This window comes from Thermomonas sp. LB-4 (assembly GCF_036409385.1).
Classification (GTDB): domain Bacteria; phylum Pseudomonadota; class Gammaproteobacteria; order Xanthomonadales; family Xanthomonadaceae; genus Thermomonas.
In genome coordinates, this window is sequence record NZ_JAXOFT010000027.1 from 1 (window position 1) to 15,462 (window position 15,462).

Annotated in this window: 13 protein-coding genes; 7 read left to right on the forward strand and 6 right to left on the reverse strand. The window is 68.4% G+C overall.

Annotated features, from left to right (window positions below):
* Positions 1-276: 276 nt before the first annotated feature.
* The 5 genes from SPK54_RS12160 to SPK54_RS12180 all read left to right on the forward strand — a co-directional run bounded on the left by SPK54_RS12160 (position 277) and on the right by SPK54_RS12180 (position 8,773).
* Positions 277-1,356, forward strand: a complete 1,080-nt coding sequence (locus SPK54_RS12160) for an acyltransferase (protein ID WP_330948155.1) — start codon at positions 277-279, stop codon at positions 1,354-1,356.
* Positions 1,357-1,464: 108 nt separating this feature from the next.
* The gene (locus tag SPK54_RS12165; RefSeq protein ID WP_330948156.1) at positions 1,465-2,316 is read left to right on the forward strand and encodes an ABC transporter permease; all 852 of its coding nucleotides are present in this window, start codon (positions 1,465-1,467) and stop codon (positions 2,314-2,316) included.
* A complete protein-coding gene (locus SPK54_RS12170; protein WP_330948158.1) occupies positions 2,306-3,658 on the forward strand; it encodes an ABC transporter ATP-binding protein in 1,353 nt (450 codons plus the stop codon). The genes SPK54_RS12165 and SPK54_RS12170 overlap by 11 nt, the downstream gene beginning before the upstream one ends.
* 22 nt (positions 3,659-3,680) lie before the next feature.
* A complete protein-coding gene (locus SPK54_RS12175; protein WP_330948159.1) occupies positions 3,681-6,995 on the forward strand; it encodes a glycosyltransferase in 3,315 nt (1,104 codons plus the stop codon).
* The gene (locus tag SPK54_RS12180) at positions 6,992-8,773 is read left to right on the forward strand and encodes a hypothetical protein (RefSeq protein ID WP_330948160.1); all 1,782 of its coding nucleotides are present in this window, start codon (positions 6,992-6,994) and stop codon (positions 8,771-8,773) included. Before SPK54_RS12175 ends, SPK54_RS12180 begins: the two co-directional genes overlap by 4 nt.
* Positions 8,774-8,789: 16 nt before the next feature.
* Here the strand turns inward: SPK54_RS12180 and SPK54_RS12185 are convergent, their stop codons facing one another.
* The 6 genes from SPK54_RS12185 to SPK54_RS12210 form a co-directional block, all read right to left on the reverse strand.
* Positions 8,790-9,167, reverse strand: a complete 378-nt coding sequence (locus tag SPK54_RS12185; protein ID WP_330948161.1) for a GtrA family protein — start codon at positions 9,165-9,167, stop codon at positions 8,790-8,792.
* A 4-nt stretch (positions 9,168-9,171) separates the two neighbouring features.
* Positions 9,172-10,122: a WxcM-like domain-containing protein gene (locus SPK54_RS12190; RefSeq protein WP_330948162.1), complete on the reverse strand. Its 951-nt coding sequence runs from the start codon at positions 10,120-10,122 to the stop codon at positions 9,172-9,174.
* Positions 10,119-11,072: a glycosyltransferase family 2 protein gene (locus SPK54_RS12195; protein ID WP_330948163.1), complete on the reverse strand. Its 954-nt coding sequence runs from the start codon at positions 11,070-11,072 to the stop codon at positions 10,119-10,121. The genes SPK54_RS12190 and SPK54_RS12195 overlap by 4 nt, the downstream gene beginning before the upstream one ends.
* A complete protein-coding gene (locus tag SPK54_RS12200; protein ID WP_330948164.1) occupies positions 11,057-12,157 on the reverse strand; it encodes a DegT/DnrJ/EryC1/StrS family aminotransferase in 1,101 nt (366 codons plus the stop codon). Before SPK54_RS12200 ends, SPK54_RS12195 begins: the two co-directional genes overlap by 16 nt.
* A gap of 7 nt (positions 12,158-12,164) precedes the next feature.
* A complete protein-coding gene (locus SPK54_RS12205; RefSeq protein ID WP_330948165.1) occupies positions 12,165-13,103 on the reverse strand; it encodes an electron transfer flavoprotein subunit alpha/FixB family protein in 939 nt (312 codons plus the stop codon).
* 93 nt (positions 13,104-13,196) lie between these two features.
* Entirely contained in the window at positions 13,197-13,943 is a 747-nt protein-coding gene (locus SPK54_RS12210; RefSeq protein ID WP_330948166.1) for an electron transfer flavoprotein subunit beta/FixA family protein, read from the reverse strand.
* A 168-nt stretch (positions 13,944-14,111) separates the two neighbouring features.
* On the opposite strand from SPK54_RS12210, the gene SPK54_RS12215 reads away from it, so the two are divergent.
* Both SPK54_RS12215 and SPK54_RS12220 read left to right on the forward strand, forming a co-directional pair.
* Complete coding sequence (locus SPK54_RS12215; protein ID WP_330948167.1) at positions 14,112-14,831, forward strand: CoA transferase subunit A; 720 nt, start codon at positions 14,112-14,114, stop codon at positions 14,829-14,831.
* 1 nt (position 14,832) lies between these two features.
* Positions 14,833-15,459, forward strand: a complete 627-nt coding sequence (locus SPK54_RS12220; RefSeq protein WP_330948168.1) for a CoA transferase subunit B — start codon at positions 14,833-14,835, stop codon at positions 15,457-15,459.
* Positions 15,460-15,462 lie beyond the last annotated feature (3 nt).

Genomic DNA, 15,462 nt, shown 5'->3' on the forward strand with positions numbered 1-15,462 from the left:
CCCAGCCGGGCGATGCCCGGCTCTACATCCACGCCATGTTGTAGGGCGGGGCACCGCCCCGCTGCGTATCGCCCAGCCGGGCGATGCCCGGCTCTACGTCCACGCCATGTTGTAGAGCGGGGCACCGCTCCGCTGCGTATCGCCCAGCCGGGCGATGCCCGGCTCTACATCCACGCCATGTTGTAGGGCGGGGCACCGCCCCGCTGCGTGCCACCCCAGCCGGGCGATACCCGGCCCTACAATGGAGGATTACGGCGACGACGGTGGCGAGGGGGCATGCTGGAATCGTTTCTGGGCCAGCCGCGTACGCGCGGCGATCACGTGCAGGCGCTGGACGGCCTGCGCGGGTTGGCGGTGCTGATCGTGATCGCTTCGCATCTGTCCAATACCGGCTGGTTGCCGCAGCCGGGGGTGTCCGGCACCGGCAAGAGCGGCGTCTACCTGTTCTTCGTGCTCAGCGCTTACCTGCTGGCCCACGCCATGCTGGCGAAGCCCCTGGGGGCGCTGGCCGATGCCCGCTATTGGGCCAATTACGCGCTGCGCCGGATCCTGCGGATCTGGCCGCTGTACCTGGTGATTCTGCTGCTGAGCTGGGGGCTGACCCGCGCGGGCGTTGCAGCCTGGCACTACCAGCTCGACACGGCCGCGCTGTGGCGGCATCTGTCGCTGCGTGAAGGGCAGGACGTGCTGTGGTCGATCCCGGTGGAGTTCACGTTCTACCTCTGGCTGCCGGTCATCGTGGTGACGCTGATGTTCTTGCGCCGGTTGCCCGGCGGGCGCTGGTGGGGACTGTTGCTGCTGGCGGCACTGGCCTGCTGGGCGCAGTGGCGCTGGCCTGCTGCCGAGGCGCCGCCCAACAGCGTGCAACTGGGGTTCTACCTTGTCGTGTTCCTGTGCGGCGTGGCGGCGGCGTTCGTGCAGCAGGCGTGGCCTTCGTTGGGGCATTACCCGCGCGCGTGGCGCTCGCTGGCTTGGGCGCTGCTGGGGGCGTTGGTGATGGCCACCCCCGCGCTGTGGGCGGCCATCGGTGGGTCCGGCTTCGATCCGGAGCTCAACCACCGCTGGTTCACGGCGTTCGGACTGGGCTGGGCGCTGCTGCTGCTCGCGGTGCTGTGGGGCGGCGGCATCCTTGGCCGATTCTTCGCCAGCGCGCCGATGCGGCTCGTCGGCGTGGTGAGTTTCAGCGCCTACCTTTGGCATATGCCGGTCCTCCGGGCGGCCGATGCGCTGGGCCTGCGTGCGCTGGGCGGATGGGGCTTGTCAGTGCTGCTGGCGGCGATGCTGGCGGTGGCGATGGGCTCGTTCCTGCTGGCGGAGCGGCCGTGGCGGGAGTTGCGCCTGGCAAATCGCGCCTGAAGGCGGCCGCAATGGCCCGCATGGCGCCAGGGCGAGACAGGCCGGTCCGGGCCTATGGCCTGTCCTGCCGCGGGTATCATTGGCGGCTTGTCCTGTCCGGGTCGGCCTGTGCGGCAACCTTATTCCTCGTCCGGTACCACCGAACGGCACTCCGGTTCGCCGCGGGCGCTGCTGTCTACGCTGGTGCGCAATCGGGGGTTGGTGCGCCAGCTGGCGTGGCAGGAGATCGCCGGGCGCTACCGGGCGTCGCTGCTCGGGGTGGCTTGGATGGCCATCACGCCGCTGCTGATGCTGGCGGTCTATACCTTCGTGTTCGCCATCGTCTTCCAGTCGCGCTGGGGCACCGGCGCGACCGTGAACAAGGCCCAGTTCGCCGTCGTGCTGTTCGCCGGGCTGGCGGTGTTCAACCTGTTCGGTGAAAGCATCGGCCGTGCGCCGGGGCTGGTGGTGGGCAATGCCAACTATGTCAAGCGGGTGGTGTTTCCACTGGAGCTGCTGCCGGTCATTGCGGTCTGCGGCGCCCTGTTCCATTTCGCGGCCAGCATGCTGGTCTGGACCGCCGTTGCGTGGTACCTGATCGGTCCGCTGCCGGTCACGGCGCTGCTGCTGCCGGTCGTGCTGCTGCCGCTCCTGCTGGGCACGCTGGGGCTTTGCTGGCTGCTGTCGGCGCTGGGCGTCTATCTGCGCGACGTGGGGCAGGTGGCCGGAGTCGCGGTGACCGGCCTGCTGTTCCTGTCCCCGATCTTCTATCCGCTCGATGCCGTGCCGGAAAGCGTGCGCTGGATGATCCGGCTCAACCCGGTCGGTTACATGGTGGACATGGCGCGGGGCGTGCTGGTGTTCGGGACGTTGCCCGGCATGGCGGGATACGTCACCGTGCTCGCCGCAAGCCTGCTGCTGGCATGGGCGGGATTCTGGTGGTTCCAGAAAACCCGGAAGGGGTTTGCGGATGTCCTGTGACGAATATGCCGTGGAGGTGGACGGCGTCGGCAAGTGTTACCACCTCTATGAGCGGCCGGCCGACAGGCTCCGGCAGTTCATCTTCCCGCCCCTTGCATCGATGCTGGGCAGGTCGGAGCCGCGCTATTTCCGGGAGTTCTGGGCGCTGCGCGAGATCGGGTTCCGGATCGGGCGCGGCGAACAGGTGGGGATCGTCGGGCGCAACGGCGCCGGCAAATCCACTTTGCTGCAGATCATCTGCGGCACCCTGGCGGCGACCGAGGGCAGCGTGCGCGTGAATGGTCGGGTAGCCGCGCTGCTGGAGCTGGGGGCGGGCTTCAATCCGGAGCTGAGCGGCGCCGAGAACGTCTTCCTCAATGGTGCCGTGCTCGGCCTGGACAGGGCGCAGATGGAGGCGCGCTACGAGGACGTGCTGGCGTTCGCGGATATCGGCGAATTCATCGGCCAGCCGGTGAAGAACTATTCCAGCGGCATGTACATGCGGTTGGCGTTCGCGGTGGCCGCGCATGTCGATCCGGACATACTGGTGGTCGACGAGGCGCTGTCGGTCGGCGACGAGGCCTTCCAGCGGAAATGCAATCTCAAGATCCAGTCGCTGCGCGATGCCGGGGCTACCGTCCTGTTCGTCTCGCATTCGGCGAGCCATGTGATCGAAGTCTGCAACCGTGCCCTGTTGATCGACAAGGGACGCCTGATCGAGGAGGGCGAGCCGAAAAAGGTCATCTCCGCCTACCACAAGCGCATCCTTGCGGCCTCCAGGCCCGCGGCGCTGCACGCGGAGGCGGAGGATGCGCGCGGACCGGCCACGCTGCCCGGGGCCACCGCGCTTGAACCGGAGGATGACGCTTTCCTCGATCCCGGTCTGGTCCCGGCGACCACCGTTGAATACCCGTCGCTGGGCTGTGCGATCTCGAATCCGCGATTGCTGACCCTGGACGGACGGGCCGTGAACGTATTGGTCAATGGCAACGACTACGTCTATGCCTACGCCGTCCATTTTTCCGCAGCGGCGGCCATGGTCCGCTTCGGCATGATGATCCGGACGATGCGGGGACTCGATCTGGGTGGGGGCGTGTCGGCTCCTCCCGCGGCCCCCCATGCCTTTTTCCCCGCGGACGCCAGGGTGGAGGTGCGATTCCGCTTCCGTGCCGCAATGGAGGCGGGTGTCTACTTCCTCAATGCCGGGGTGGTCTCCATCCTTGACGAGGAAGAAAAATATCTAGCGCGTATCGTCGACGCCGTGATGTTCCGGGTGCTGGCGCGCAAGGACGCGTTGTCGACCGGGATGGTGGATTTTGGCGTCGCTCCCACCATCGCGGTGCGGGATGCGGCCAGCGATTGAGCGCTGACTTGCACAGAAGCAAATGACCGTTGCCGAATCCATGAAGGAAACGAACTCCCGGGCGCTGCTGATCCTGGGCATGCACCGCAGCGGCACGTCGGCGGTGACCGGTGCGCTGGCGCTGCGTGGCGTCTATCTCGGCCAGAACCTGATGCCGCCGGGGCCGGACAACCCCAGGGGGTTCTGGGAGCACGCCGGGGTGGTGGCGATCCACGAGCGGTTGCTGGAAGCGCTGGACAGGCGTTGGGATGACCTGCGGGCGATGCCCGCCGGCTGGTTGTCGCATCCGGTCACGGCGCAGGCCCGCGATGAGCTGCGCGCGCTGCTGCAGGCGGAGTTCGGCGGGCAGCCGCTGTGGGCGGTGAAGGATCCGCGCCTGTGCCGGCTCCTGCCGCTGTGGCTCCCGCTGCTGGAAGCTATGGGTGTCTCGGCGAAGGCGGTGGTGGTAGCGCGCGATCCCCGCGAGGTGGCGGCCTCCCTGGAGGTACGCAACCAGTGGCCGCAGGCGCTCTCGCGAGAGCTGTGGCTTCGCCACATGGCCGGTGCGCTGCTGGACGGCGCGGCGTTGCCACGCTGCGTGCTGGCCTATCCGCGCCTGCTGGCGGAACCGGTCGGCGCGCTCGATGGCGTGTTCGACGCGCTGGGCGTGCACCCGCCCGCGCCGGTGCCGGAAGCGGCAGCCAGGCTTCGGGCATTCGTGAGCATCGACGATCGCCATCATGATGCGGGCGAGGCCGTGGCGCCCGGATGGGAGGCCGCGCTGGCGCTGTATCGGGCGCTGTTGCAGCAGCCCACGCCCTGGGCTGCGCTGCAGGCGCAGGCGCGGGACTTCGATCAGGCCGACTCGCCAATGGCGCCGGCGCTGGCTGCCTATGCCGGATTGCACGCGGCGCAGCGGCAGGCGCTGGCTGAGGTCGAGGCACAGTTGCGCAAGGCGGAGGCGGAGCGCGACGACCGCGAGCGCCGGGTGCGGGAGCTGGAGCAGGACCGCACGCGCGCGAATCGCGAGCTCACGCGCGTCAACGAGGAGTTGAAGGCGCGCGGTGCGTGGGCGCAGCAGCTGGACCAGGATCTTCGCGCCTTGCGCGACGAACACGTTGCACGCCATGCCGAGACAGTTGCGCAGCAGCAGCGCCATATCCAGCATCTGGAAGCGTCCCTGGCGCAGGTGCTGGCGTCGCGCTCCTGGAAGCTGACCCGGCCGCTGCGCGCGCTCGGCCGGTTGCTGCGCGGTGATTGGGCGTCGCTGGCGCAGCCACTGCGGGGCAGCCGGTGGGCCAGGTCGCCGCGGCTGGCGTTCCTGCGGCCGCTGGCCCGGCGGCTGTTGCTGCGCGGGCAACGCCAGCCGGCCGTGGTCGCCAAGCCCGTGGCCACCGCGGAGAGCGTGGACCTGCGGGGACTCGCGTTTCCCGAGGTGGCGCAGCCGGTGGTGTCGATCATCATTCCCGCCTACGGCAACCTCCCCTACACCGCTTCCTGCCTGCGTTCGATCGCGGACAACCTGCCGCAGGCCGCGATCGAGGTCATCGTGGCCGAGGATGCCTCGGGCGATGCCGACATCGACCGCCTGGCCGGCGTGCCGGGACTGATCTACCGGCGTCATCCGCAGAACCTCGGGTTCGTGCGCTCCTGCAATGCCGCTGCGCGCTGGGCGCGGGGCGAGTATGTCTATCTGCTCAACAACGACACCCAGGTCACCGCCGGCTGGCTGGATGCGCTGCTGGCGGTGTTCGCCAGCAGGGCGGACGCGGGCCTGGTGGGGTCCAAGCTGGTGTATCCGGACGGCCGGTTGCAGGAGGCCGGCGGGATCGTCTGGAAAGACGGAAGCGCATGGAATTACGGCCGGCTGGACGATCCTCGGAGGGCGCAGTACGGCTATCTGAAGACGGTCGACTATGTCTCCGGTGCGTCGATCATGCTGCCGCGCGCGATGTGGGAATCGCTGGGCGGCTTCGACGAGCACTTCGTGCCGGCGTATTACGAAGACACCGACATCGCTTTCCGCGTGCGCGCGGCCGGCAAGCAGGTCTACCTGCAGCCGGCGTCGGTGGTGGTGCATTTCGAAGGCATCTCCAACGGCACCGACGTGGGCAGCGGCATCAAGGCGCACCAGGTGGGCAACGGGCAGAAATTCCTGGCGCGCTGGAAGGACGTGCTCGAGGCCGGGCATTTCGCCAATGGCGAGCACGTGTTCCTGGCGCGCGACCGCGGCCAATTCCGCAGCAAGACTGTGCTGGTCGTGGATCATTACGTGCCGCAGCCCGATCGCGACGCCGGTTCAAGGGCGACCTGGCAGGTCATGCAACTGCTGGTGGCCCAGGGCTGCAACGTGAAGTTCTGGCCCGACAACCTGTACTACGACCCGCTCTATACGCCGGCATTGCAGGCGCTTGGCGTGGAGGTCATGCACGGCAGCGAATACCTTGGTGGCTTCGATGCCTGGTTGCGCGAGAACGGCCGCGACGTTGACATGGCCATCCTCAACCGCCCCCACGTCGCGATGAACTATGTGCGGCCGCTGCGCGCGCACAGCAGCGCGAAGGTGCTGTACTACGGCCACGACATCCATCATCTGCGCATGCGGCAGCAGCTTGCCCTGCAGCCGGATCCTGCGCTGCAGGCGGAAATGGAACGCTTCCGCGAGATGGAGTGGGCCATGTGGCGCGACGCCGATGTGGTGCTGTACCCGTCCAACGAGGAAACCGCGCATGTGCAGACGTGGCTGCAAGAGCATGGCGCGCGCGCGCAGGCATTGACCGTCCCGCTTTACGGCTATCCGGATGTGGCGGGTGATCTTTCGCAGACGCTGGCAACCCGGCAGGACATCCTCTTCGTGGCGGGTTTCGCGCATCCCCCCAACGTGGATGCCGCATGCTGGCTGGTGCGCGAGATCCTGCCGCGCGTGTGGGCGCGGCATCCGCGCGTGCGCGTGCACCTGGTGGGCTCCAGTCCCGCGCCCGAAGTCCGCGCACTGGCGAACGAGCGCGTGCTGGTGACCGGGTACGTCAGCGATGCGGAACTGGATGCCTACTATGCCCGGTGCCGGGTGGCCATCGCACCGCTGCGTTTCGGTGGAGGAATGAAGGGCAAGGTGCTGGAGGCCATGCGCCATGGCCTGCCGATGGTGACCACGCCGGTGGGCGTGCAGGGGCTGTCGGCCGCCGCGTTCCTGCCGCATTCGGAGCAGGCCGACAGGCTGGCCGATGCGATCTGCGCGCTGCTGGAAGACGACGCGCACTGGCAGCGGGTTTCGCGCGCCAGTGTCGGTTTCATCATGCAGCACTATTCGGAGCAGGCGCTCAGGTGCGCGCTGCAGGATGCGATGAAATGCGCATGAGTGCTGCCCGTCCGCCCGCATCGCTCGTGGCATTCACCGGCCTGGTGATCCTGCTGGGGCTGGTCGTGCATGCGGGCTACCTTGCCAGGGCCGGTGCGGACGCGGTGTACATGGATACATTGCGCCTGCTGTGGCAATGGTCCGAGTTCCGCGCGGGGAACCTGTCCCTGTTGCAGTTGTGGGGTCAGCAGGGCAGTCCGCACAGCGGCCTGCTGTTCCAGGCGTTGCTCGCCGCGAATGCGGCCTGGTTCGGCCTGGATCCGTTGCTTGCCAACCGGGCTACCGGCTTCGTCATCGCCGCGGTTGCAACCCTGTTGTGTGCGGCATACCTCTCGGACGCCTGTCGGGTGCGGGCATCGCCCCACCCACGGTGGCCCGCCGTCGTGGTGCTGCTGGTGACGGGCCTGTGCTTCAGTCTCTCGGGATTCGAACTGCTGACCCTGGACCTCGGGTTGGGCCTGTGGCTGAAGAACCTGCTGGTTTTCACCTTGTTCCTCGCACATGCATGGACGCTGCGCATCGATCGCGGACCCGGCCTTGGGCAGGTGCTCCTGCTGTCGCTTTATGGGACGGCGGTGGTGGTGCTGTGCGCGATGGGTTGGTCGTACGCGATGGTGGGGGCGATCCTCGCCGTGCAGTCGCTCCATCACCTTGCGACTCGCCGGCGGCCCACGCCAACGCAGTTGGTCCTGCCGCTGGTGCTGCTGTTCGCGATGCTGGCGGTGACGGTCGGCAAGCGGATGGTTTTCGGTGATGGCGAGGAAAGCGCTGCCGAATTGCGGCTGGATATCCCCAGGCAACTGCTGCTGTCGCTGGCATCGATCTTCGTCAACGCGGAGGCCGCGGCCCGGCTGGGGCTGCCCGCAGCGCTGCTGCTCCTGCTGGGCGCGCTGCTTGCAGTCGCTTTCGTGATCACGGCGCTGGTGCGGGTGCTGGATCGTCGCGCATCGCTGATGCCGGTCCACCTGATCGCCTATGCCGTCTTGTGCGCGCTGTCCTTCGTGCTGGCGCGCGGTGCCGAAGGCGACCAGATGGTGATGGCGTCGCGCTACCACATGGATCTCTTCCCGGGCCTGGTTGGCGCGGTCTGGATCCTGTCGATGCCGGCGCGGGGTGACTTCCGGCCGGGCAGGCGGGTCGCCAATGCGTTGGCAGGAGGGCTGGTGCTGCTCGCCGTCGGTTTGCAGGCAGGCCAGTTCGCGGTCGAGTGGAAGACCGCGCCCTATCGCAGCGCCATCTTCCAGGCCATGAACGAGGCCTTGCGTCGCGGCGTGCCCGACCAGGCTGCCGCGGATTTGCTGCAAGCTCCGCTCGCCGATGCCCGCAATGCCGCCGCTGTGATGCGGCGCGAACGACTGGCGGTGTTCCGTGGCGCTGGCGCGGCTCCTGCGGGAGGTCCGGGCGCCTGCGCTTCCGGATGGCAACTGGGAGAAGGTTGGTATGCGCCGGAAGCCGGAGGCACATGGGCGGCGGCCCGTGCCGTATTCACGGTGATGGCTTGCAGCTGCGATTACCGCGTGAGCCTGCTGCTTCCGCACGGTCATCCGGAACGGGATGTGACCATCGAGGGGCCGGGCACCGCGGGAACGCTGCTCGCCCGCCGACTGCATCCCGGGCAGGCGGCGGAGGTGGTCATTCCCTCCTCCGCACAGACGGAGCGCTATGTGCTCCGGGTTTCGCAGACCACCGTTCCCGCGGAGGCGGGGATCAATGAGGACACCCGTACGCTCGGTGTGTACATGGGGTCGCCGCTGCTGGCCTGCGCGGCCAAGCGATAGCGCGGCCGTGCGGGGATCATTCCCGGACGATCGCCCGGCTGAGCAGGAAGGTGGCGGGTAGCATGATGCCGGTGACCAGCAGCGGAGCCGCCCAGCGCGCAGCGCCCAGCTGCAGCAGCAACGGGAAGAGGGCGAAGGAAGCGATGGCCTGCAGGAGGTACACCAGCGGGTAACGGATAAAGCTGCGCCACCGCGGGCGCGAGCGGAACACCCACAGCACGTTCACCGCGTAGGACCACACGATGCCGGCCAGATAGGATGCCACGTACGCCGGCATCGGCGTCACGTCGAGCGCAAGCAATCCCAGGTACAACGCGTAGGATGCGGCAGTAGTGCTGCCCCCGGCGAGCAGGAACCGCAGTTTCTCGGCACTGGGCGGCAGCGCCCGCTGCATGGATTCAGGCACCGGTGGCGCGGCTCAGCGCCAGAAACTCATCGTAGGTACGGATGTAGTCGTCGTTGTCGTAGGGGTGAGACGCGAAGACCAGCAACACCGCATCGGCGGAATATTCGTACTGCGTCCCCCAGGTCATCGGAGGCAGCAGCAGGCCCTTGTGCGGGGAGTCCAGCAGGATGTCGGCGCGCGCGCGGCCATCGTCGGCCAGTACCCGCACGCTGCCCGCGGTGCATACCAGGAACTGCGCGCAGGCCCGGTGCGCGTGTTCGCCCCGGGTTTCGCGGCTGGGCACGCCGTAGACCATGAAGAAGCGCGCGGGTGCGAACGGCACCAGGTCGGCGAAGTTGCCGACGGTCAGGTTGCCGCGCACATCGTTGTAGACGGGGAACCGGATCTCGCGGACGCCCTTCACCCCCGCGTCGTGCACGCCCACCGCGAGATCATCGCGCGGGCGCGCGTCGGGCCTGCCCGTGCGCGCATCGGGCCCGGCCACCGAGTAGCCGCGGATGCGCGCCGGATTGCCCACCACGATCGCATTGGGGGGAACCGAGCGCGTGACCACGGCGCCAGCGCCGATCATCGCGCCTCGGCCGATGGTGACCCCGGCCAGGATGGTGGCGTTGGCGCCGATCGAGGCGCCGTCCTCGACGATGGTGGGCGTGTAGCGCTCCGGGTGCTGGCCGCTGCGGGGGAACAGGTCGTTGGTGAAGGTGGCGTTCGGGCCCACGAAGACATCGTCCCCCAGCCTGACGCCATCCCACAGCTGCACGCCGCATTTCACGGTGGTGCGATCGCCCACCACCACGTCGTTCTCGATGAACACGCCATCGCAGATGTTGCAGTCGCGCCCGATCCTGGCCCCGGGCAGGACGTGGGCGAACGCCCAGACGCGCGTGCCGGTGCCCACCGTCGCGGATTCGCAGAGTGCTTTTTCGTGGATGAACGCGGTCATGGCAAGGAATCCGGCGTGAAGGCTTCGGCCTGCTGTTCGATGGTCAACGGGCGCTGCTTGGTGTTCTCGAAAGCGCGCCAGACGTAGCTGCCGATGATGCCCAGGCCCAGCGCGTTGAACGCCCCGAAGAACAGCACGACGAGGATGGTGGCGGCATAACCCGGCACCGCCACGTGGCCGGACAGTTTCGCCGCCAGCACGACCAGTGCCAGAACCGCGGAGACGGTGACGCCCATCAGCCCCAGCCCGAACAGCACGCGGATGGGCAGGTCGGTGAAGGCGAACACGCTGTCCATCAGGTAGCGCAGTTTCTTGCGGAACGTCCACGCGCTGCGGCCGATTTCGCGCTGTTGCCGCACGTACGGCACGAACGCACGGCGTCCGCCCAGCCAGAACAGCTGCGCAAGCAGGCTGGTGTTGGCTTCCGGCAGGGTCAGCAGGGCATCCCGCACCCGCTGGCTGACCGCGAAGATGTCGACGCCGCCGCGCGGGATGTCGGGCATCACCCAGCGCCGGTACAGCGACCAGTAGGCATTCGACAGGGCCCGCGACAGCGCGGGATCATTTCGGCCTTCGCGGGTGCCGAACGCGACGTCGGCACCGCCTTCGACCCGCCGCAGCAGCTCGACGACCAGCGCCGGCGGCTCCTGCAGGTCGGCGGCCATGACCGCGATCTGCCGGCCGCGCGCCATGCCGAGCCCGTGGCGGATCGCGGCGAATGCGCCGAAATTGCGTGCCAATGCGACCAGCGTGGAGGCGAAGGGCTGCGCGGGCAGCGCTTGCTGCAGCCGCTCATGGCTGGCGTCGGGGCTGCCGTCGACGACGAAGATGGCTTCGAAGGACGGCCCCAGCTCGCGGTGCAGTCCCGCAATCGCCGCCAGCAGCGCGGGAATGTTGGCTTCGTTCCGGTAGACCGGAACCACCAGGCTGTAGCTCAGAGCCGGTTGCATGCGCTGATGACAGCATCCACTTCCGCGTCGGTCAATTCCGGGAAGCAGGGGAGCGTCATGACGCTGCGGGCGGCCGCTTCGGTCTGCGGCAGCGGGCTGGCATCGGCCTTGCCCTGCAGACTGGGCTGGCGGTAGTCCGGGGTCGGGTAGTGCACGTCGGTCTGCACCTGCAGCTCCGCCAGCCTGGCGCGCGCGGCGTCGCGCGCTTCGCTGCGCACCACGTACAGATGCGCCACGTGCTCAGGCCCGCAGGGCGGCGGCAGTGCCAGCGCGGGGGTGCGGATTCCGGCCGAATAGCGGTTGGCGATGGCGCGGCGTCGCGCGTTCCAGCCGTCCAGCTCGGGCAGCATCTCCAGCAGCAGCGCGGCCTGCAGTTCGTCCAGGCGGGTGTTGCGGCCGCCGGCCAGCGTGTTGGTGTACTTCGCCGACCAGCCGTACTGGCGCAGCTGGCGGGTGCGCTCGGCCAGCGCCGGGTTCGAGGTGACCACCGCACCGCCGTCGCCGAGCGCGCCGAGGTTCTTGGTGGGATAGAAGCTGAAGCTGGCGATGTCGCCGAAGGCACCGGCGCGGGTGCCGTCCGGGTCCTGGGCTCCGTGTGCCTGCGCGCAGTCCTCCACCACCGGGATGCCGCGGCTGCGGCACAGCGGCAGCAGCGCGTCCATGGCGGCCAGGCGGCCGTACAGGTGCGTGACGATGACCGCCTTGACCGGGCCGGCCCGCAGCACCGTGTCCAGTGCCTGCGGGCACATGGTGTGGGTCGCCGGATCGATGTCGACGAATACCGGAACCCCACCGCAGGCAAGGACGGCGGTGGTGCCGTACATGGCCGCATTGGCGACCACCGCCACCCTGTCGCCGGTCCCCACATCCAGTGCGCGAAGGCAGAGTTCCAGCGCGTCGGTGCCGTTGCCGACGCCGATGGCATGGGTCGCGCCGCAATAATCGGCGAACGCCTGCTCGAAGCGCTGCACGTGCGGGCCCAGCACGAAGTGACCGCTGTCGATGACGCGCTTCGATGCGTCCGCCAGCCTGGCCGCCAGCGGCTGGATGTGGCGCTGCAGGGAGTTGACGGGGATGGTCGTCATGGGCGTGTCAGAGCGCCGCTTCCAGCTCCGGCAGGATCTGGAACAGATCCCCCACCAGCCCGATGTCCGCGATCTCGAAGATCGGGGCGTCGCCGTCCTTGTTGATGGCGACGATCGTGCCGGCGTCCTTGATGCCGGTGAGGTGCTGGATGGCGCCACTGATGCCGACCGCGACGTACAGCTCCGGGGCGATGATCTTGCCGGTCTGGCCGACCTGCAGTTCGTTCGGCACGTAGCCGGCATCGACCGCTGCGCGCGAGGCGCCGACCGCCGCGCCCAGCTTGTCGGCCAGCGCATAGATGACCTTGAAGTTCTCCTCGCTGCCAACGCCGCGGCCGCCGGAGACCACGCGCTTGGCGCTCTGCAGGTCGGGGCGGTCGGACTTGCCGGCGGCCAGGCTCTTGAAGCGGGTGTGCGCGGGCAGCGCGGCATCGACGCTGGCGGCTTCGACCACGGCACCGCCGCCCTGCGCGGCTTCCGGCCACGAGGCGGTGCGCACGGTGGCGACCACGACCTGGTCGGCCGGTGCCTCGACGGTGATGATGGCGTTGCCGGCGTAGATCGGGCGCTTGAAGGTGTGGCTGCCTTCCACCGCCATCAGGTCGGACACCTGGTTCACGCCGAGCAGCGCGGCCACGCACGGCATCAGGTCCTTGCCGAAGGTGGTGGACGGGCCGAACACGTGGCTGTAACCCTTGGCCAGGAAGGCCACCTGCGGGGCCAGTACCTGCGCGATGGCATCGGCATTGGCCGCATTGGCGACGGTCAGCACCTTGCGCACGCCCGCGATCTGCGCGGCCTGCGTGGCGACGCCGGCCGGGTCGGCGGCCAGCACCACCACGTCGATGGCGGCGGGCGAGAGCGCCTGCGCGGCGGACACAGTCTTGGCGGTGGCGGCGTTGAGCTTGCCGCCCAGGTGTTCGGCGATGACGAGTACGTTGGACATGGAGCAATCTCCGTCAGTCTGTGTGTAGGAGCGCACCGAAGGGGCGCGTTGCATCCGGTCGCGCCCCTTCGGTGCGCTCCTACGGAAAGGGGGTCAGAGCAGACCCTTGGCCTTCAGCGCGGCCACAAGCTCGGCCGCATCCTTCACCATCACCCCGCGGCTGCGCTTGGCTGGCGCGGCGTAGTGGGTGGTCTTGAGCGAGTCGTTGGCGTCGACGCCGAGGTCGGCAAAGGCGATGGTTTCCAGTGGCTTGCTCTTGGCCTTCATGATGTCGGGCAGCTTGATGAAGCGCGGCTCGTTGAGGCGCAGGTCGGTGGTGACCACCGCCGGCAGGTCGACTTCCAGCGTTTCCAGGCCGGCGTCGACTTCACGCACCACGGTGGCCTTGCCATCGGTGATGTCGAGCTTGGATGCGAAGGTCGCCTGCGGACGGCCCCACAGCGTGGCCAGCATCTGGCCGGTCTGGTTGGCGTCGTCGTCGATGGCCTGCTTGCCGAGGATGACAAGGTCCGGCTGTTCCTTCTCGATCAGCTTGAGCAGGGTTCGGGCGGCCGTCAGCGGCTGCACCGGCTGGTCTGCGACCACGTGGATGGCGCGGTTGGCGCCCATCGCCAGGCCGTTGCGCAGGTGCGGCTGGGCATCGGCCGGCGCGATGGTGGCGACCACCACTTCGGTGGCGATGCCCGCATCGCGCAGGCGCAGCGCTTCTTCCAGCGCGATGTCGTCGAACGGGTTGGGCGACAGCTTGACGCCGTCGGTGACCACGCCGGAACCGTCCGGCTTGACCTGGATGCGGACGTTGTAGTCCACCACGCGCTTGTAGCCGACGAGGATCTTCATCGAGCGGATGTCCTTGCAGGTGCGAGAAAGAGGCCTTTCGGGCCGACCGCCTATTTTAGCGGACGCCCGCCGGGGCTGCCTGCGCCGCTGGCGATTGCCCGAAAGTACGCTGGGGGTTCTCGCACGAATCGCTAGAATGGCGGCTCTACCCGCATTGGAGAACGGCCCGTGGCGTCCGCCAAGAGCAAGCTGTACGACAGTGCCGCCGCCGCCCTGGACGGGCTGGTGGCGGATGGCCAGACCCTTGCCGTCGGCGGCTTCGGGCTGTGCGGCATCCCCGAGGCGCTGATCGCGGCGCTGCGCGATTCCGGGGTGAAGAACCTGACCGCGATTTCCAACAACGCGGGCGTGGACGGGTTCGGCCTGGGCCAGCTGCTGGGCACGCGGCAGATCCGCAAGATGATTTCCTCCTACGTCGGCGAGAACAAGGAGTTCGAACGCCAGTTCCTGGCCGGCGAGCTGGAGCTGGAATTCAATCCGCAGGGCACGCTGGCCGAACGCCTGCGCGCGGGCGGCGCCGGCATCCCGGCGTTCTTCACCGCCACCGGCTACGGCACCGTGGTGGCCGAGGGCAAGGAGACCCGCGAGTTCGACGGCCGCATGTACGTGATGGAAACCGCGCTGAAGGCGGACGTCTCGCTGGTCAAGGCGTGGAAGGCCGACAAGGCGGGCAACCTCGTCTTCCGCAAGACCGCACGCAACTTCAATCCGGCCTGCGCGATGGCCGGCAAGGTCTGCGTGGCGGAGGTGGAGGAGCTGGTGGAGATCGGCGACATCGATCCGGACCACGTGCACCTGCCCGGCATCTACGTGCAGCGCATCGTGGTGAACCCCACGCCCGAGAAGCGCATCGAACAGCGCACCATCCGCCAGCCGGAGGACAACTGAGATGGCCTGGACCCGCGAACAGATGGCGCAGCGCGCCGCCCGCGAACTCACCGACGGCGCCTACGTCAACCTCGGCATCGGCCTGCCCACGCTGGTGGCCAATTACATCCCGGACGGAATGAACGTGTGGCTGCAGAGCGAGAACGGCCTGCTCGGCATCGGCCCGTTCCCGACCGAAGCCGAACTCGACGCCGACCTGATCAATGCCGGCAAGCAGACCGTCACCACGCAGCCCGGCGCCAGCTTCTTCGGCAGCCACGATTCCTTCGCGATGATCCGCGGCGGCCACATCAACCTGGCGATCCTCGGCGCGATGGAAGTCACCGACAAGGGCGACCTGGCCAACTGGATGGTGCCCGGCAAGATGGTCAAGGGCATGGGTGGCGCGATGGACCTGGTGGCCGGCGTGCAGCGCGTGGTGGTGCTGATGGAGCACGTCACCAAGGCCGGCACCCCGAAGATCATCCCCGAGTGCACCCTGCCGCTGACCGGCGTGGGCGTGGTGAACCGCATCATCACCGAGCTGGGCGTGTTCGACGTGACCCCGGATGGCCTGAAGCTGGTGGAACTGGCCGACGGCGTCAGCAGAGAGGAGGCGGCGGCGAAGACGGGCGTGCCGCTGCACTGAGCG